General features: G+C 39.9%; 19 protein-coding genes and 2 pseudogenes. 13 read left to right on the forward strand and 8 right to left on the reverse strand.

Going from position 1 to position 18,458, the window contains the following annotated elements; translation table 11 throughout:
• From QI031_RS18595 to QI031_RS18625, 7 genes and pseudogenes are all read left to right on the forward strand, one after another.
• Positions 1-261, forward strand: coding sequence for a DUF2281 domain-containing protein (locus tag QI031_RS18595; RefSeq protein ID WP_281481144.1), 261 nt, complete (start codon positions 1-3; stop codon positions 259-261).
• Complete coding sequence (locus QI031_RS18600) at positions 258-668, forward strand: type II toxin-antitoxin system VapC family toxin (RefSeq protein ID WP_281481145.1); 411 nt, start codon at positions 258-260, stop codon at positions 666-668. Before QI031_RS18595 ends, QI031_RS18600 begins: the two co-directional genes overlap by 4 nt.
• Before the next feature lie 172 nt (positions 669-840).
• A complete protein-coding gene (locus QI031_RS18605) occupies positions 841-1,005 on the forward strand; it encodes a hypothetical protein (protein ID WP_281481146.1) in 165 nt (54 codons plus the stop codon).
• Positions 1,006-1,157: 152 nt separating this feature from the next.
• Positions 1,158-1,775: a Uma2 family endonuclease gene (locus tag QI031_RS18610; protein ID WP_425525974.1), complete on the forward strand. Its 618-nt coding sequence runs from the start codon at positions 1,158-1,160 to the stop codon at positions 1,773-1,775.
• Positions 1,759-2,199, forward strand: a pseudogene (locus QI031_RS18615) (translational GTPase TypA); the annotation flags it as partial. The gene QI031_RS18610 and the pseudogene QI031_RS18615, both read left to right, overlap by 17 nt.
• Positions 2,200-2,396: 197 nt before the next feature.
• A complete protein-coding gene (locus QI031_RS18620; protein WP_281481147.1) occupies positions 2,397-2,780 on the forward strand; it encodes a hypothetical protein in 384 nt (127 codons plus the stop codon).
• Between the two features lie 47 nt (positions 2,781-2,827).
• The gene (locus tag QI031_RS18625) at positions 2,828-3,574 is read left to right on the forward strand and encodes a hypothetical protein (protein ID WP_281481148.1); all 747 of its coding nucleotides are present in this window, start codon (positions 2,828-2,830) and stop codon (positions 3,572-3,574) included.
• Between the two features lie 197 nt (positions 3,575-3,771).
• On the opposite strand, the gene QI031_RS18630 is transcribed toward QI031_RS18625, so the two are convergent.
• Positions 3,772-4,997, reverse strand: a protein-coding gene (locus tag QI031_RS18630; protein WP_425526025.1) for an ISAzo13 family transposase whose coding sequence is annotated in 2 segments (ribosomal slippage) — positions 3,772-4,514 and positions 4,514-4,997 — 1,227 coding nt in all. Because the reading frame shifts where the segments join, the coding sequence is not laid out codon by codon here.
• Between the two features lie 102 nt (positions 4,998-5,099).
• Here QI031_RS18630 and QI031_RS18635 point away from each other — a divergent pair.
• The 4 genes from QI031_RS18635 to QI031_RS18650 all read left to right on the forward strand — a co-directional run bounded on the left by QI031_RS18635 (position 5,100) and on the right by QI031_RS18650 (position 12,138).
• A complete protein-coding gene (locus tag QI031_RS18635; RefSeq protein ID WP_281481149.1) occupies positions 5,100-5,582 on the forward strand; it encodes a GUN4 domain-containing protein in 483 nt (160 codons plus the stop codon).
• 556 nt (positions 5,583-6,138) lie between these two features.
• On the forward strand, positions 6,139-7,464 hold the full coding sequence (locus tag QI031_RS18640) for an efflux RND transporter periplasmic adaptor subunit (protein ID WP_425526033.1): 1,326 nt from the start codon (positions 6,139-6,141) through the stop codon (positions 7,462-7,464).
• A 42-nt stretch (positions 7,465-7,506) separates the two neighbouring features.
• The gene (locus QI031_RS18645; protein ID WP_281481151.1) at positions 7,507-10,740 is read left to right on the forward strand and encodes an efflux RND transporter permease subunit; all 3,234 of its coding nucleotides are present in this window, start codon (positions 7,507-7,509) and stop codon (positions 10,738-10,740) included.
• Positions 10,741-11,430: 690 nt separating this feature from the next.
• A complete protein-coding gene (locus tag QI031_RS18650; protein ID WP_281481152.1) occupies positions 11,431-12,138 on the forward strand; it encodes a hypothetical protein in 708 nt (235 codons plus the stop codon).
• 163 nt (positions 12,139-12,301) lie between these two features.
• Here QI031_RS18650 and phnE read toward each other — a convergent pair whose 3' ends face one another.
• The 3 genes from phnE to QI031_RS18665 form a co-directional block, all read right to left on the reverse strand.
• Positions 12,302-13,096 (reverse strand): phosphonate ABC transporter, permease protein PhnE, encoded by a 795-nt coding sequence (gene phnE, locus QI031_RS18655; RefSeq protein ID WP_281481153.1) that lies wholly within the window; start codon positions 13,094-13,096, stop codon positions 12,302-12,304.
• Positions 13,097-13,218: 122 nt separating this feature from the next.
• Positions 13,219-13,953 (reverse strand): phosphonate ABC transporter ATP-binding protein, encoded by a 735-nt coding sequence (locus tag QI031_RS18660; protein WP_281481154.1) that lies wholly within the window; start codon positions 13,951-13,953, stop codon positions 13,219-13,221.
• A gap of 88 nt (positions 13,954-14,041) precedes the next feature.
• Positions 14,042-15,019, reverse strand: a complete 978-nt coding sequence (locus tag QI031_RS18665) for a phosphate/phosphite/phosphonate ABC transporter substrate-binding protein (protein WP_281481155.1) — start codon at positions 15,017-15,019, stop codon at positions 14,042-14,044.
• A gap of 258 nt (positions 15,020-15,277) precedes the next feature.
• Between QI031_RS18665 and QI031_RS18670 the strand changes: the two genes are divergently transcribed.
• A complete protein-coding gene (locus QI031_RS18670) occupies positions 15,278-15,556 on the forward strand; it encodes a hypothetical protein (protein WP_281481156.1) in 279 nt (92 codons plus the stop codon).
• Complete coding sequence (locus QI031_RS18675) at positions 15,528-15,740, forward strand: response regulator (RefSeq protein WP_281481157.1); 213 nt, start codon at positions 15,528-15,530, stop codon at positions 15,738-15,740. Before QI031_RS18670 ends, QI031_RS18675 begins: the two co-directional genes overlap by 29 nt.
• Positions 15,741-15,902: 162 nt before the next feature.
• Here the strand turns inward: QI031_RS18675 and QI031_RS18680 are convergent, their stop codons facing one another.
• The 4 genes and pseudogenes from QI031_RS18680 to QI031_RS18695 form a co-directional block, all read right to left on the reverse strand.
• Positions 15,903-16,883 carry a phosphatidylinositol-specific phospholipase C/glycerophosphodiester phosphodiesterase family protein gene (locus QI031_RS18680; RefSeq protein ID WP_281481158.1) on the reverse strand — a complete coding sequence of 327 codons (981 nt, stop codon included), beginning with the start codon at positions 16,881-16,883 and terminating at the stop codon, positions 15,903-15,905.
• Positions 16,884-16,938: 55 nt separating this feature from the next.
• Complete coding sequence (locus tag QI031_RS18685) at positions 16,939-17,289, reverse strand: ribosomal eL19 family protein (RefSeq protein WP_281481159.1); 351 nt, start codon at positions 17,287-17,289, stop codon at positions 16,939-16,941.
• A 216-nt stretch (positions 17,290-17,505) separates the two neighbouring features.
• Positions 17,506-17,913, reverse strand: a pseudogene (locus QI031_RS18690) (Rid family detoxifying hydrolase); the annotation flags it as partial.
• A 95-nt stretch (positions 17,914-18,008) separates the two neighbouring features.
• Positions 18,009-18,440 (reverse strand): NUDIX domain-containing protein, encoded by a 432-nt coding sequence (locus tag QI031_RS18695; protein ID WP_281481161.1) that lies wholly within the window; start codon positions 18,438-18,440, stop codon positions 18,009-18,011.
• Between the last annotated feature and the right edge of the window lie 18 nt (positions 18,441-18,458).

Below are 18,458 nucleotides of genomic sequence, written 5' to 3' on the forward strand. Positions count from 1 at the left end.
ATGACTATTCGTGAAACTGCGATCGCAAAATTGCAGCAACTTTCCGAACCACTTCTACAAGAAGTGACCGACTTCATTGATTTTGTGATGCACAAACATCAAGTTAAAACTGCTGACAGTCAGCCTGATGAACTACTTGTGGAAAAATGGTCACAATGGTTTGAGGCTGTGGATTCCTTAGAGGTATCTCCACCTGAAGCAGTCAGTAACTATCAGCAACTCCTACTCAACAAATATCGGCAACAAGGGCTAGAGCTATGATCCTGTGCGATGCAGGAGTCTTATTGTGTTTAGTTGATCGCACTCAGCCTCAGCACAATGCTTATAAAATCGCAGTGATGCGTTTGGCAAAGCCTCTGGTCACAACCTGGTCATGCCTGACAGAAGCCATGTATCTTGCCCTGCATCGTGGCAGCTGGCAAATGCAAAAACAGTTGGGGCAGCTTCTTTTAGATAAACTGTTGACCATTTACGAGATTCAGGAAAGTGATTACAGCCGTTTGTTGGCGCTGATGGAACAATACCGCGATTGCCCAATGGATTTAGCAGATGCAACGTTGGTTTTGACGGCTGAAAAGACAGGGTATCGTCAAATTCTCACTCTCGATTCTGATTTCTTATTTTATCGAATTGGTCATCAAGACACCTTTGAAATTATTTCAGTCTGAAGCAATGAGTAACCAAATCACAATTTAGATGAGGTTTAGCAACGCTAGGATGGATGTCTGTTTGAATGACCTGCTCGTAGATGTAGCCCGTCGTGGAAATTCCTAGCCAACAGGTATTCTTAGAGAAAGCGATCGCCAAACCCTAGCTTTTGCTCAATAGCCTGAAAATGAAATGGAAGATGAAGAAAGAAATGCTGTTATTGGCTTACACAGACGATGGAATCTTCTGTATTCAGTGAAGTTACTCAAAAATAGTTCAATTGCGATCGCCCTTGGCCTAAATTTAGTCAAATTTTTGAGTAAAAATGAAGAGACTGAAAAAGGATTATTCTCATGACTATTCGTGAAATTGCGTAGGTGTAGCCCGTCGTAGACATCGCCATTTATCAGCATAGATTTGACGCAATGGAGTAAATCATATAAGGAAAGGAGCGATCAAAAACAAATCAATTATTTTTAAAGCGTATAATAGTTGTGCTGGCAAAGAGTATGTCACAATTCAGGCAGGGATTGCTAGAGGTGAACGCGATGCCCCCACTACTCGACCGAACTACCGACCAACGCATTGTCCATTATGGGACGTGGGAACAGTTCAAGTTCATCCAAAAAGGTTTTGACGGTTCTCCTGGTGTGCGGCTGTTTTACTATGACGATACAATCGAGATTCTCATGCCAGGACGCGAACATGAAATTTTTGCCAGTATCATCGGTTATTTAGTGACAACCTTTCTCGTCGAAAAAGGCATTTTCTTTCAGCCAACTCGATCAATGACTCAGGAAAAAGAAGGGGTTGTCTCGGTTCAAGCGGACGAGTCCTACTGCATTGGCAGCGCTAAACCGATTCCAGATTTGTCCATCGAAGTCGTTTTTACCAGTGGTAGTACCAGCAAGTTAGAGCGCTATAAAGCTTTGGGAGTACTGGAAGTCTGGTTTTGGGAAGATGGGCTATTAACGCTCTATCATCTGCATGGCGGTAGCTATGAACGTGTCGAGCGCAGCCAACTGTCCGGACTCAATGATCTCAATTTGGATTTACTGAGACGCTACATTTTGATGGCTGAGACTGATGCTGGAGAAGCTATTATAGCATTTCGTCGAGAGATTTAAGCGGATGACTCGTGGTGAAGGCATCATGAATCACAGTTTCCTCGATTACCGTTCACTTTCTGGTGATATTGAAGCCCGAAATAAAGGTGTGTTAATTGCCTTTGAAGAAGGTGTTTCTACTTTCTACGCCATGAATAACGCAGAAGATAGAGGTTCATTCTTTATTACCCCAGGCACTAAGGTTTACAAAGGGATGATTGTGGGAGAACACAATCGTCCCCAAGATTTAGAACTAAATGTCTGCAAGACCAAGCAATTGACCAACCACCGCGACTCTGGTGGTGATGAATTAGTACAGTTGCAAGCACCAACAGATATGAGCCTAGAGCGTGCTTTGGAATACATCGACCCCGATGAATTGGTGGAAGTTACACCCCAATCTATTCGCCTGCGGAAGATGTCGAAGAAGTTAGCAAAACGGTAATTCGCGGCGGTGGATTTTATTTATCCATTTAGTTAATAACATGATAAAATAAAGCCTGCATCAGCAGGCTTTTTACTTCTATTAGTGCTGTAATAGTTAAATCTAGCACTCACTATACGCTAATATAAATTAATAATCGATTTAGAGCGAATCAGTAAAATTAGATTCGCAAACACAATAGTTAGAGAGTTTTTTATATGAGCGATGGAAACCGCAATAATACTTACAATATATATTTAGGGGCTGGTGGTAACTTTAACAATTCTATTTCTATTGAAGGTAATTATTTACAAGTACACGGTAATTACACAAGTATTAGTCAGGATTTATATCAAGCTACTACACAGATACAAGAGTTATTGCATCAACTAGAAAATCAAGGCTATAGTCGCCAAGATGCTCAACAGAAGGTAGCTAAAGACTGGGTAAATGAAGTTAAAAAGAATCCCACAACTAAAGGTAAGCTTGTTAAATTAGGGCAATCAATACATGATGCTGCTGCAAGTGCTGTCATAGGAGAAGCTACACTAAATGTGATTAAATTAGTTTTTGCTTCATTAAATATTCCTTTGCCATTTTAAAATGTCAACTATTTCGATGCCATAAAGCGCTATTCAAAAGTTGAAATATGAAAATCCCAATAAAGCAAATATGCAGAGAGTTTTATCTTCTGAGCAATCGGCTTTCGTTGGTAGAGAAGTTAATATACTGTTCGTTTGGCATAGTTTTAATTAGGGCTATATACCTAACTATTATTAATTTATGGCAAACAATTATTACTAGTATTATAGCCAAATCTCAAATAATTTATGCTATTTTTTTAGGCATAATTGTATTTGGATTAGGTTTTTATTTATATATTTCAATAGTTAAATATAAACAAAACAGACTAGAAGGAAGTTCACTAGATGATGATATAAATGAGCCTCGCAATATCTATCCAGAAGGTAATTATAACGAAAATATAAATGTTAATGGTGATCACATTGAGATACATGGAGATGTTATTAACATCAATCAAAATTTTTCAGAAGTTGCACAAGAAATTCGTGAGTTAATAACTGAACTGCAAAATCAGGGTTATAGTGAAGAAGAGGCGAAGACGGAAATTGCAACTGAATTAGCAGAAGAAGCCCGTAAAAAGCCCAAGGTTAGAAAAAAGCTTTTTATGTGGAAAAAATCCTTTAGTACTAATACTAAGAGAACTAATGATGAAAACGAGATAGCAAGAGAAGTTGTTACTAGTGCTACAGTCTATAGTCATACTTCTTCTAAAGATTTCACTGAAGTAGTTTCCGGTTGTTATCAGAAATTAGATGAATTACTTAAAGCTAGGAAATGGGAGGAGGCTGGGGACTTCCAAGAAATAAATTAATCAGCAAAAATCATAAGTTAATCTTTAAGAGATAATGATAATCATTCTGAAAGGGTAAGAGGTGGTTGCCGTCGGCAACCACCTCTTACCCCCTCAAACACAGAAGGAAAAGTCTGCATCTGCACTCTGTAAATAATTTCAGTGCAATATCATAATTAATATTCATGTTTTTAGATTTAAAAACTGAAGAGTGAAAATTAAGTGCTGCCACAACAAATATCAACAAACCATTTGCCTAAATCGGGAAATTTTTCATGTTCCGAGTTAGTGAGTCTTTCTATTTGTTTTTCAACAGCAGACATAGCCTCCTTAGTAAGAGTAACCCCAGTTTCATAAGTTTGAGTCACTAACTTAACCACAGGATTCTTACCTTTCCACGTCATGTTTTGAGCAAATTTTAAAGCGGTTGCAACTTCATCTAAAATACTGCCATTCCAAGAATTTTCTAATATCCCCCATACTCGCTCGATGGGATTATATTTGCTGTGATAGGGTGGATAGTAGGCTAAACGTATATTCAGTTGATATTCATGAACAAACTCAACGATACGTTTCATAAACTGGGTACGTCTAGAATTATTATCTGTCCCATTATCCTGGTTAATAATCAGGGTTTTTATTGAGGAAAATCGCCAACTCTCACTCTTCCAAAAATCTTCTAGAACGTCTACAATAAAATCACTCGTTACATTAGACTCTGTAAAGTATAAAAATAGTTCGTCTAATTCTGGAAGGAAGATGCCGTAAGGAGTTACGGTAGTTTTTGGATGAAAATTATGGTCTTCTGTTTCTGTGACAACTCGGTTTTTACCTCCTCTGTCAAAGTAGCCAATATCTACACGGGCTTTGGCATCCAGACTGAGACGTAAGATACTTGGATCATCCAGGGCGGATTGATTAACTATTGCTAATTGTTCAAAGATTGCGTCTGTTTCTGGAATTTTTTTTGAGGTAAAACTTTTGCTACTCGCTTGAGTCTATAACCTAAATCATTCAATTTAACTCTCATTGTTTCTTCAGTAGGTAACTGTTCATCCGTATAACCAAATTTATCAATTAATAGCTTTCTGACCTGACTAGCAGTTAGGCGTGTATACAGCCTTTGGCTTTTAAAACTTGGATCTGTTTGGCTTTGGAAATCAACTAATTTTTTGATATCTTCTAACAGGTTTGGTAAATGCTCTTCTACTTTCCATCTACCCCTAGCTGAATAATTATCTATACAACTAATCCCACTGGTTAGTTCTTTAATTCCTTTACGAATAGTATTTCTATCCCAGCCCAATTCTTTTTGAGCCAGTAATTGTCCTCCGTAACCTAATTCCATGACAATTTGTGCTTGAAAACGCCGCCTTGCTGCACCTTTGAGTTGGTTTGCTGTTTCCTTGAATACTTTTTTGACTGAATCAGTTAATTCGAGCAACACTCCTGTCCACCCACAAAATTCCCTCCAAATTGAATTTACTACGAATAGGGGGGAAGGAGAAGCAGCCTGCGGCTGCTTCTCCTTCCCCCCCCCCTTAGAATGATTATCATTATTATAATTGGTCATTTTATTCCTTGGAAGTCCCCTGATTTAGAAACGGCTAAAATAATCTATGTAATATCTCATAAAGAATTACCAGAAAACTCACCATACAAAACTTATTTGACAAACAGTTTTGGCTCAGAATATATAAAAGTCCTTCCCCGAAAAGACTTAAATAATATAAATAAACTCTGGTTAAAGTATAGCAATGGACGGTTTGGATTTAGCGCTCAAAAACGTATTTGGAAACGTCTTGGAGATGGTTATAATACCACTTATAATAGCTATGAAATCCAAAAAAAATTTGGTGATGAAGTTGGCTGGCGAAAAGAAGGAAATTGGTTATACTACTCTGATATTTACTATTGGCGGACAGCACTATCGGGTCATCTTCCAATACTTTTAATGCTCAGATCAGGTAAATCAGAAAGATGTCATATTGATTTTGAAATACTAAAAGTCCTTGTTGAGCGTATATAATTGTTGCCAGTTTATTGTGTACGAAAACCTTGTTTCCTTAATAAATGCTAACTGGACTTCATTGCTTTGAGTACGTAATTCAACATCGTTGGTTGTCGTGGCATAAATAAATTCCATAACGACGCAAGCCAAGGGCGATCGCTAGTCGGCAGGTATTCTTACAAAAAGCGATTATTAAGTTTTATACCTTGCGAAAGAGTTTAGAAAAGCTAAATATACGTATACTAATCTTATAATCTAATAATTCAAGTATTCTAAAATTCTCTGACTCTGCGTCAGCAGCAAAGTTTTGAGGGTTTTTTGAAGAAGAATCTTTTTTCTTCTAATAAAGAATTTTGAGAAACTGTTTAGGCTCTCTCTACGTTCTTTATTAGTCATATTTATGTCATATCTATCAAAGATACTTGGTAATAGACGGCTGTTTTAGCCCAAAGCCGCCCTGCTAGGAGCAAAATAAATGATTTTGGACGGAAATAAGCCACAAAAACTCTTGAAAATGCCAGATGACGCAGCCATAAATCAAATAATTTACACCAATCAAGAAGAAAACAGAGGAATGTTTTTTCGTCTGTTTAGATCGCCATCGAAGTTATTGATTGTTTGCCTGTTAGGCATTGGATTAATGACAGCGAGTTGTGGTTCATTTCAGAAAGAATCAGCCAAGGCACAATCTCAACGTTCTAGTAAGACAGGAGAAAGTGCAACACCTGTGGATGTGGCGATCGCCAGTACTGGATTGCTCAAAAAACCTCTAGAATACACAGGTACTACCACGGCTTTCCGTACAGTGTCATTGCGATCGCAAGTAGAAGCTAGGTTATTGGCATTGAATCTAGATGTAGGCGATAGAGTAAAGCTTGGGCAAAACGTTGGGCAGTTGGATGAGGCCATACTTTTGACAGGATTAAGGCAAGCAGAAGCAGAACTAGCAGCCTTAAAGTCAGAAGTAGCTAGAACCCAAACTCAAGTCAGTAATGCTCGTGCAGATGTGGAACGGGCGCGGTTAGAAGTGGTGCAAGCCCAAGCAGACTCGCAACGGCAACAAAATTTATTTAAAGAAGGTGCGATCGCCGAACAAACTGCCGAACAAGCACGTACTGAAGCCCAAACAGCAGCCCAGGCACTACAAGCTGCTCAAGAGCAAGTCCGTACAGAACAAGAAGCTGTCGCCGCAGCTCAAGGTAGAGTAGTTGCTCAACAGGCAGTAGTTGCCCAAGCAAAAGAGCGTCGCTCCTACGCTCGACTGGTATCTCCAATTACTGGTGTTGTCACAGAAAGGGTGACAGAACCAGGTAATCTGCTGCAAGCGGGTAACGAAGTCTTGCAAATTGGAGACTTTAGCCGGGTCAAAGTTGTAGTGCAAGTTTCTGAATTAGAACTGGCAAAAATTAAAGTCGGGCAATCTGTGCAAGTTAGCTTAGATGCCTTTCCCAATCGCTCATTTATGGGGAAAGTAACACGGATTTCTCCGGCTGCGGATGCGACAGCTCGTTTGATACCAGTAGAGGTCGTGATTCCCAATACTGCTAATAACATTGGTAGCGGACTATTGGCACGAGTTACATTTGGCAACCAGACACCACAGCGAGTAGTAGTACCGCAAACAGCTCTGCAAAAGCCAGCAGGAAACAAAAAAGCTGATGCGGATGCAGAACAAGAAAATCAAAATGGCACAGTATTTGTTGTTACAGATACACAAGACAAGCCAAAAGTAGCCGCGCGTGCTGTCACTTTAGGAAAAAAGATTGATAACAGAGTAGAAATTTTATCTGGTCTGCAACCAGGCGATCGCTATGTTGCTCGTAGTGCCAAACCTTTAAAAGACGGCGATGTTGTAAAGCTATCAATCTTATCAGAAACAGCAGATAAAAAAACTAATTAACATTTTAAATCTGGCATTTTTAATTGGAGCAAAGCAATAGTAATGCAGCAGGTTAATAGCGGATTTAGTATTAGTGGGATTTCGATTCGCCAACACATTGGTACTCTCATGCTCACCTTAGCAGTGATTGTGATGGGAGTATTTTTTCTGACTAAATTACCCGTAGATTTACTACCATCAATTACTTATCCAAGAATTGGTGTGCGGCTAGAAGCACCTGGAGTTGCTCCAGAAATTGGGGTTGATGAAGTCACAAGACCATTAGAAGAAGCCTTTTCCGCTACTGAGGGCGTAGTACAGATTTTTTCTCAAACTCGTGAAGGACAGATAAATTTGGATCTGTACTTTCAACCGGGCGGTAACATTGACCAAGCCTTAAACGATGCCACAGCTGCCTTTAACAGAGCTAGAAGCGGTTTACCAGACACTATTGAAGAACCTCGCTTATTTAAGTTTGATCCTTCTCAGCTACCAGTTTACGAATTTGCTTTAACTTCACCCTCCTTAAAAGGCGTTGATTTGCGTGTTTTTGCCGAAGAAGAATTAGCCCGCGAACTGAGCGTAGTATCTGGAGTCGCAGGGGTAGACGTATCGGGAGGAGTTCAAGAAGAAGTTAGAGTCAACATTGATTTAGATCGCTTGCAAGCTTTGGGTGTAGGTTTAACAGATGTATTAGATGAACTGCGAAACCGCAATCAAGATGTTTCTGGTGGTCGGATTTTGGGGCAAAATTCTGAGCCTTTAACTCGTACCGTTGGACGCTTTGAAAATGCGAAAGAAATCAGCAATCTTTCTTTTGAAGTATCTGCTCCTGCTGCTTCAACCTCCACCTCACAAACCCCAGTCGTCAATCGCCGCGTCTATTTGCGAGACTTTGCTGAAGTCATTGATGGCTCAGAACAACAACGGATTTTTGTCTTACTCAATGGGCAAGAAGCTGTTAAAGTTAGCATCCAAAAACAGCCAGATGCTAATACCATTAATGTTGTCGAGGGAGTAAAAAAACGCTTAGAAGAACTGCGACAATCTGGTGTAGTTCCTGAAGGGACAATTTTGACATCTACCTTAGATGAATCGCAATTTATCAGCAATTCTATCTCGAATGTTACCACTTCTGGGTTAATCGGCACAGGATTAGCAGCGATCGCAGTTTTATTATTTCTTGGTTCTTTACGACAAACTTTTATTATTGTTTTAGCTATCCCCCTGGCAACTCTTTCGGCCATTATCTTAATGGGGCTATTTGGTTTTTCCCTCAATGTTTTTAGCTTGGGTGGTTTGGCATTAGGCGTGGGTATTGTGGTAGATAACTCCATCGTCATGTTAGAGAACATTGCCGAGGGTGTGGGCATGACTCCCGGTAAAAATAGTAGAAGCCGCTTAAATCAACAACAAGTAATTTCTCAAGCTCAACAAAGTAGTCAGGAAGTAGAATCAGCTTTAATTGCTTCCACAAGTACAAACTTGGTAGCAGTATTACCGTTTTTGCTGATTGGCGGCTTTATATCATTACTATTTAATGAGTTAATTCTGACTATTACCTTTTCTGTTGCAGCTTCAATTTTGATCGCGGTGACAGTTGTACCGATGCTTTCATCGCAGATATTGGGATGGAAATTTTCCAGTCGGTTAAATCAATTTTGGCTATTACAAAAGTTTAATCAACGGTTTGATGCCGCTACGAGGGGGTATGGTAATTTTTTAACTAGGATATTGCGCTGGCGGTTAGTAACAGTAGCGATCGCTATTATCATTTTTGGTGGTAGTAGTTTATGGATGGCTCCGCAAATTCCCCAAGAAATCCTTCCCCGAATTAGTACTGGACAAGCTAACTTGAGAGCGCAATTTCCTCCGGGTACGCCTCTAGAAACCAACCGCAAAGTTATGGCTGCCGTGGATGACATTCTTCGCAATCAGCCAGAAACAGAATATGTTTTTTCCACAGCAGGTGGTGCGCTCTTTGGTACTAATACTAGTGCTAATGCTCAAAGGGGTTCTAGCACCATTACTTTAAAACCAAGTACAGATGTCGAAGCTTATGTAGAACGAGTTACCCAGGAATTTGACAAGCTAAATTTAGTCGGGATTCGCTTGCGTGTATCTCCTGGACAAGTGCGGGGTTTGATTCTCAATAACTCTCCTGTTCGTGGTGCTGATGTTGACGTAATTCTTCAAGGTAATAACTCTGATGTATTAGAACAAGCAGGCAATCAAGTATTAGCAGCTTTAGAACAGCAAGCTAATTTAGTCAGATTCCGCCCCGATGCTGATGAGCGCCAACCAGAAGTTCAGATTCTTCCTGACTGGGAAAGAGTTTCGGCTTTGGGATTAAATACTACAGACATTGGCGAGACAATTCAGACTGCACTCGAAGGAAGCATACCAACTCAGTTACAACGCGGCAATCGTTTAGTAGATGTCCGTGTCCAATTAAATGAAGAATCGGTGCAAACACCTTCTCAATTAGAGAGATTACCTTTATTTGTAGATAACAATCGTCAAATCCGCTTGAGTGATGTGGCGAAAATTGCTGAAGCCCAAGCTCCCGGAGAAATTCAGCGAATTAATCAGCGTCAAGTTTTCTTACTCGCTGGTGATTTGACTGAGGGAGCTAACCTGAGTGCGGCTCTAGAACAGGTGAATACAATCCTCAGTAGTTTAGATTTACCTGAAGGTGTCAGCGTCTTGCCCAGTTCGGCGGCTGAATCTAATCAACAACTGCAAAACTCACTGCAACTTTTAGGGGGATTAGCTGCCTTTTTAGTTTTTGTAGTCATGGCAGTGCAATACAATTCTCTTGTTGATCCTTTGGTAATTATGTTGACAATTCCTCTAGCATTAGCTGGGGGTATATTCGGGCTTTATATTACTAATACTGCCATTGGTGCAACTGTAATTGTTGGAGCGGTGTTGTTGGTAGGGATTGTAGTTAACAACGCCATTATCATGGTAGAACTGGCAAATCAAATTCGTGAACGAGAAAAAGTTGACCGCAAAACTGCCATTTTACGAGCTGCTCCTCAACGCTTACGTCCAGTTTTAATGACCACCATTACTACTGTTTTAGGTATGTTTCCTTTAGCCTTGGGAATTGGGCAAGGTTCAGAATTTTTGCAACCGTTGGGTGTAGTGGTGTTTTCTGGCTTGTCTTTAGCAACAGTGCTAACGCTGTTTATTATTCCCTGCTTTTATACTCTATTGCACGATCTTATCGGTGGTAAGTGGACGAAGCCAGTGTTTATCTGGTTACGTGTACTGAAAAAAAGATTCAGTTAGAGACTATTTATAACAGCCGTAGCCACATAGGTTAGGACATTTTAAAAGCATGAATGCTATTGATGGCAGTAGTTTTACCTTCTGCCTCCTGCCTTCTGTATACTTAACGGTTTCAATGTTTCGCTCCGATTATTGTTTTTTGAAAGTGACAGAACAGGGTTAATCAAATTCAGGTTAGTCAAAAAAATAGTTAATAAAAATACTGAAATTATAAAAGTATTATGTATTAAGTAATACAAGCTGCTTTTACATCATTATGAATGTAATCAAGCTAATAAATAGTTAATACTGAACTAAAAAATTACTGATTTAACGATTTTTGACGGTTGCTAAGACCTAAATAACTAAAATACTTTCGGGAAATAGTCAAAAAATTCTGTGTAGTAACTTTTGTTCAAAATCTCTAAAAAATCAATGTTACTCTGCCCTTATTACCAACTTTCACCCAAATCTTGGTATTTGAAAGATTTCAAACTGGATTTATTAGTAAGCGTGTACTAAATTTAGTTTTCCCACAATTGGGTAAATGGGTAAAACTGAAGGGTATAAAAGTTGGAAGATTTATAGGACGGGCTTTGCCACGCTCTCTTTCCGTTTGAGCGGTCATTTTGGCTCAGTGCCAAGTAAGGAATTTCATGAACAGGTTATGAAATAAAACTAGTAATTTATCCTACTTAAATAAGGTGCAAAATGAAATTATTTCACTTATTTAAAAAAAAAGAGCCTAATCTTATTCAGTCATATTATGAAATAAAAAAACAATGTCAATTTCAAGTTTTGTTTTCGGGTGTTCTCTTAATCAATTTTTTTATTCTGCAATATTCCGTACCAGTATCTTTAGTATTACTTGGTAGCCTCACAAGTTCAAGAGAGCAACTTGCTTTATTTTTACAAAGAAGTTCTACTTCATCTCAAGATACTCAAAAGGCAGAATTAGATGAGAATTTAGCTAAGAAAGAAGCTGAAATATTATTGGGAAAAATAATATTTATATTTGGTATTATAACTATATTGTTAGGGGTTATAAATAATACTGTTCGCCCCGCAGAAAATTATGATACTTGTGCTAAGTTTAATAGTAAGTTTTCCCAATTTCAACGTAAATTAGACTTACAAATTTTAAATCAAGGAGGTTTACAAAATAAGCTACCTGAAACAGATGACTTCAAACTTATTTGCTTATTTTTGATCAAAAAAAGTGATGAGCTTACTAAGTTGATACATGAATTTAACGAAGCTAGATCTCTTAGCCCACGAGAAGCTAATATACAAGCTTTAAATAATCAAGAGAATAAAGATGAGTTAAAAAGTACTAATAATACTTCACATGATTTATTTGATAGTGCTATTTCTAACAATGCAACGATTAATCACTCAAATTCTAATAATCATAAGTAAATCATAAATACAGTTAAACTGCATTTCAACGCAAAGGTACGCAGAGATTTTTTAAAGATAATTCGCTACGTTCTCAAATCATTAGACGCATCTTCATACAGAATTGGTATTAGCAAGGTGATGGAAGAGAAATGATTTGTACTGGAGATTTGCCGATTTGCCTTTACATTGAATCGAGCCGACGACGTAATTGACTGCTGAAAGAATCAATCACTGTAACAACTACCAGCAGTACTAACATCATGGTTGTTGCTTTAGTGTATTCAAAACCATCAATGTAATTTTTTAACTGAAAGCCAATACCACCTGCACCAACTACACCCAAAACAGAAGCAGCACGGATGTTATACTCAAACATCCATAAGGTATAACCCAATCCTAAGGGTAGTACTTGGGGCAAAATACCGTATTGGGCAATTTGTAACCTAGAGGCTCCCATCACTTGTAAAGATTCTAGAGAACGAGGATCAACCGCTTCAATGGCTTGTTGATAAAATTTAGCAAGGTAGCCGATAGTATAGATTGCCAACGCCAAAGTACCTGCGGGTGCGCCTAATCCGGTGGCAGCGACAAAAATTAGCCCCAAAATAATCGAAGGCACAGAACGCACAGCATTTTGCAGCAAATTAGCCAGCGATCGCAACCATTGAGGAGCAACGTTGGTAGCACTAGCTACAGCAATAGGCAAAGAAAGGATTGCTCCAATGCTAGTTCCCCATATAGACATCTGCACAGTTTCAACCAATGCCTTAATTGCTATATCTATAACTGTTAAATCAGGAGGAAATAACCGAGATATGAAATCAATGATGTAAGGCCAGCTAGATTTCAGCAGTTCAAAGTCAAGTTTTAGACCTTGCAAAGCCCAACCATAAACTGCAAAAACAATTAAAAGAATGAGTAAGGGAATTACCCAAGGATAGCGACGTAGGAGTTTTAAATTAAATAAGTAATTCATATTTTAAAAAAGGGCATGGGGCATTGGGCATGGGGAAGAAGAGGAATTGGGGACAAGGAGAATTGGAGAAAGAACTGTCTCCTTGTCCCCTTGTCTCCTTGTCCCCTAGCCCCTTGTCCCTCTTACATCGAAGCGTTAGCAAATTGGGCTTGTAAGTTATCACAAATGCCGTCATAAACTATGCGTCCAGCGTCTAAGACGATCGCTCGTTGGGCGTATTTTGCAGCTATACCCAAATCGTGCAACACTGCCACAATGGTCATGCCTTGCTGGGTGTGCAAATGAGATAAAGTCTGCATTACTTGTTGGGATGCGACAACATCTAATCCTGTAATCGGTTCATCGGCTAAAAGAATTTGTGGTGATTGAATTAAAGCACGAGCAATTGCTACTCTCTGTTGTTGTCCTCCACTGAGTTTACTGGTTTTTTGCTCGGCTAATTCTCTTAAACCCAACTGCTCTAATAAGTCTAGGGCTAATAAGCGATCGCGTTTGGGAAAGCCTAATAAAGTCTGCCAAGTTGTCCTGACACCCAGGCGGCCGCACAAGACATTTTCCAGTGCTGATAATTGCCGAATTAATCCTCCACCTTGAAACAACATGCCAATGTCACGGCGAATTTTGGGCAGGGTTCGGGGAGTTACTGTCATGCCATTAATCTGAATTTCTCCTCGTACTGGTTTGATTAATCCCACCAGCGATCGCAATAAAGTGGATTTTCCTGCGCCATTCAGTCCCAATAAAACGACAAATTCACCTCGTTTGATCTGGCAATTAATTCCGTTGAGGATAGGGCGATTGAGAGATGCAGCGTAAGCTGTTTCTAGGTTATGACACTCAATAATACAATCACTCATCCTCAACCTCGGTCAATTTTAGCGGTTCATTAAAAAGTTAAGAGTTAGGAGTTATTCGTTTCTAACTCCTAACTTTGCATTCATGTTGTTATGGTTCAATACCAACACGCTTAAGAGCATCCTGGATTGGTGCTAAGTGATTATCATGATCAACTTTCACCAAACTTGTAGCATTAGATAAGTCTTTGAGTAGCTCGTTGTTTGGTGATTGATTCAATTGCATTAAGGCAGCAATCAATTTTTCTCGCATGGGAGCTGCAACACTGTCATCAATCACGACACCGTGGGCAGGTACACCTGTAATTGCGTGAAGAACTCGCAATTGACTTTTTTCTTGCGCGGTTACATACGGTGGATTAAGCGCATATTCTGATACCGCAGCTGCATCTGCTTGACCGCGCAAAACTGCTTGCAATGCACCAGAGTAATTACCGCCGTATGAAACTTGTCCAAAGAAATTATCCAAGCGATCGCGGTTAGGTACAAATCCTTGTTTCACTAATTCACCGACAGGAAAAATAAATCCTGAGCCAGAAGTTGGAGAAACAAACGCCATTTTTTTACCCCGCAGTTGTTCTAGGGTAGCTTTGACAGAATTTTTGGATGTTAAAGAACTATTTTTGGGAACTACAAAGATTGAGCTATAAGTGTGGCCTCCAGAGTAATTGGGACGCACTTCTGCCAAATACAACCGAGCATTTGCCAACTGTTCAGCTTTCAGTGCCGGGCGACTACTCAAAAAAGCTGCATCAACTCTACCCGCTCTTAAGGCTTCTACTGCTGCTGTTTCATCGGCTACAACTGCCTGAACTGGCATTCCCACTTGCTTAGACAAAAAAGTCGCTACAGCATTTGCTTTATTTTGGGCATCTGTGATTTCACCCCGCTTAGGAAAAGCTACTCTTAAAGTCTTCTGGTTTTGGGCAATCAAGGTTGATGCCTGTTGATTATTTATGGGTTTGGCAATAACCTGTGTTTGCGTTTCCCCAAAGGTGCTAATTAATAAACCTGTAAGTGCCACAAATGCCGCGCCAGCACTCAATAAACCCTTTTTGCTCACACTCATTTATAACTCTCCATTCAGAATAATTCGCAATATTTTTGCAAATGTATATCAATTAGTCTCTTAAAAAGATCTATAGCTTTTAAGAACAAAAGTCAATATGGCGTTTCTTAATTGTGTGCAGTAAACTCTCGCGAAGAAAAAGGACTAGTACCGCAAGGTAGAAGTCAAAAGTATTATGGAATAAGCTCTTTAGAGCTTTTCAATGGTATACTTATTTCCGCCGCGCTGGACTAGAGGCTAGAGTCTCAAGTAGAGAAATTGCGATCGCGGGTTACAATCCTCATAAAATGTACTGCAACCGAGACTAACTGGCAGCAAAACTCAACAGCAGAAGCTTTTGAAGAACTCCAAATTGCTTTAGAAAAACTTAAAATAGCCTGTGAAGAGTTAGAGTCTACACGAGCAATAGTAGAAAAAGAACGTCAGCGCTACCAAGAGTTATTTAATTTTTTTGCACCAGATGGTTACTTAATGACTAATATCTACGGCAATATTCAAGAAGCTAACCGTGCTGCGGCTGTATTGTTCAATAATTAGAAAAGTGCGATCGCAAGAAGCAGAAAAAGAGGATAAAATTCCTGCTATAGCACTAACAGTATTTGCGAGAACTGAAGAATGTCAACTCGTCCTAGAAGCTGGATTTCAAGCTCATATAACTAAGCCCATTGAGGCAGACGAGTTAGTAGTAGCGATAGCAAACCTCGCTGGACTTAATAAGTAGTAATAAGTAGGTTGGGTTAAGCACAGCGTAACCCAACATGGATGAAGGTGTTGGGTTTCCTTACGTTAAGGTGAGTTCGATGAACCTCTCCCCAACCCCTCTCCGACGCGGAGAGGGGCAGAAAATTTACTAGTTTTAAACGAAAAATCAAGGTTTCAAAGCTTATCCTAGCAGTTTTGACTTAGACTGCAATTTTCGCTTCAGCAGTAATGATGTGCTTAATACACCCAAGAGTGCAACAGTCATTGATGGTTCTGGTACTGATTGCCTTTGACGCGATTGAATATATTCAGATAAACCAGTGAGATTGTCAGTGTTAATCAAGTCAACATTGGCATCATAGAGTGGCCCCCAAACGCTGGGCGCATCTTGTGGCAAATTCCAAAAGCGCAAGATTTTGTTTTCACCATGCACTTGAGCCACGACATCGTCTAAGGTTGCTTTAGTGTCATCTGGAATTGTGCCAGTACCGTCCCAAGCCAAATCGCCGTTAAAAAAAGTATTCCAGTTGTCGCTAATTAAGGGGATAAACTCAGGTACAATACCCATCCCTATATCATCTTGACGACCGTCGTAGGCAGCATAACGTATATCCTGCGAGAGCATATAATCTCGTGGTCGATTACCTGATATCACAACATTAACTGCTCCTTTTTGCATGTCATAGCCACCAGAAGCATTTTTGGTGTAAGTATTAAACAATCCCGGATTATTAACTGCGTAGTTGGCTAAAGTTTCATGTAAGCGTTGGTAAGTCGAAACACCTTCACTCTTAATATCAACTAATAAAAGTAGAGGTGTGCCGTCAGCGTAAATGCCACCATTATTTACCTGAGTTGCCAAGTTCTGCAATGGTGTCAGATATAAATCTTCCAAAGTAGGCAATGTTAAGGGGTTGTCTACTGGGTCGTGAGCAACACGCAAATCTGTATCTGTGTCATAAAGCCAAATATCAGCCTCGGCGCTAACGAAACCGTTGTGGAGGGCTTCAAAGAGTGGATACTCGTGTTCGTAGTCGTTGTGAGCATGGGTGCGCGGTACAGAATAGTCAAGAGAATCTGGAACTGTATCGGCATAAGCTTGACCGACATAACAACTTGCTGTAATTACGCCAACAGCCAACGTGCGAATGAGACTTTTCATGGTTTATCTTCCTTGAAGTCTCTTCAAAAGTAATTGGCTTATGTGTTAAAGCAAGTTAAGCTTCAGTAATCTTTTTTTTAAAGCTTCGGCTTGCGGAAATAGAGTTTTGACTTCGCAGCAGTTGAAGTGTTGAGACACTCAAAGGTTCAACTTTCGACTTCAGAGGTTCAACTTCCGACCTCAAAGGTTCAACTTTCGACTTCCAAGGTTCAACTTCCGACCTCAAAGGTTCAACTTCCGACCTCGAAGGTTCAACTTCCGACTTCCAAGGTTCAACTTCCGACCTCAAAGGTTCAACTTCCGACCTCAAAGGTTCAACTTTCAACTTCCAAGGTTCAACCTTTGACTTCAGAGGTTCAACTTTCAACTTCAAAGGTTCAACTTCCGAGAATAAGTAATAGGACAAAAATATTTACAGTCATTGCAAGCAAAGCAAAGCAATCCCAGTCATTGTGATTGCTTCGCTTTACGCGCAATAACATTATGTAATTAATTCTGTTCAACTACTTGAAAGTAGCTCTTCCCAATGCCCTATGCCCCATGCCCCATGCCCCATGCCCACTTGCCCTGAGCGAAGTTGTTCGACGGAGTCGTTCCCGAAGGGTAGGGATGCCCCATACAATTAAACTACTGCAATACAGTCAATCTCCACCAACACATCTTTTGGTAAGCGAGAAACTTGAACACAAGCCCGCGCAGGGGCTGTATCTTCAGAAAAATATTTAGCATAAACGGCATTTACTGCTGCAAAATCGTTCATATTAGCGAGAAACACAGTAGTTTTAACCACATTTTCAAAACTTGCGCCTGCTTCAGTCAGAATGGCTTCTAGATTAGCCATTACCTGTTCAGTTTGCTTGGTTACATCATCTGTATAAACAACGTTACCAATATGGGGATCAATAGCAATTTGTCCAGCGACAAATACCATCAGACCAGAAGCTGCGATCGCTTGATTATATGGCCCTACAGGAGCTGGTGCTTGATTAGTATTAATTACTTTACGAGTCATAGATATTATGGCAGGTAACAAACTTGAAAGTCTTTTAATGTCAGTTGTTTGATTTATTGACTACTAACCACTGACCACTGACTACTGACAAAACTCCACTTGGCTACAGCATTTTAACCTAATCGCGGACGTATCCCATAATGTTGATACTGCCAATAATCTTGCAAAATGCGATCGTGGTCAAAACATAAATTACTAGGCATACGCCAAGACTCGAAAATTCCGACATTTTTAGCATCATCCCCAGCCTTTGGTTCTCCCATCGCCGTCGCTAAGAATACAATGCTGATTGTATGTTGGCGGGGATCACGACTAGGATCGGAATATACCAAAAATTGCTCAACTAACTCCACCTGTAAACTTATTTCTTCTTCAGCTTCGCGCTTCGCCGCCACTTCTACAGCTTCACCATAATCGACAAAACCACCGGGAATTGCCCAACCCAGTGGTGGATTATGTCTCTCAATTAACACTATTGGCCGATGTGGTCGATCCACTAATTCAATGATGATATCAACCGTCGGTGCAGGATTTCGGTAAGTCATGGTTATTAGTCAGTAGTC

The organism is Halotia branconii CENA392 (assembly GCF_029953635.1).
In the GTDB taxonomy this organism is placed as follows: domain Bacteria; phylum Cyanobacteriota; class Cyanobacteriia; order Cyanobacteriales; family Nostocaceae; genus Halotia; species Halotia branconii.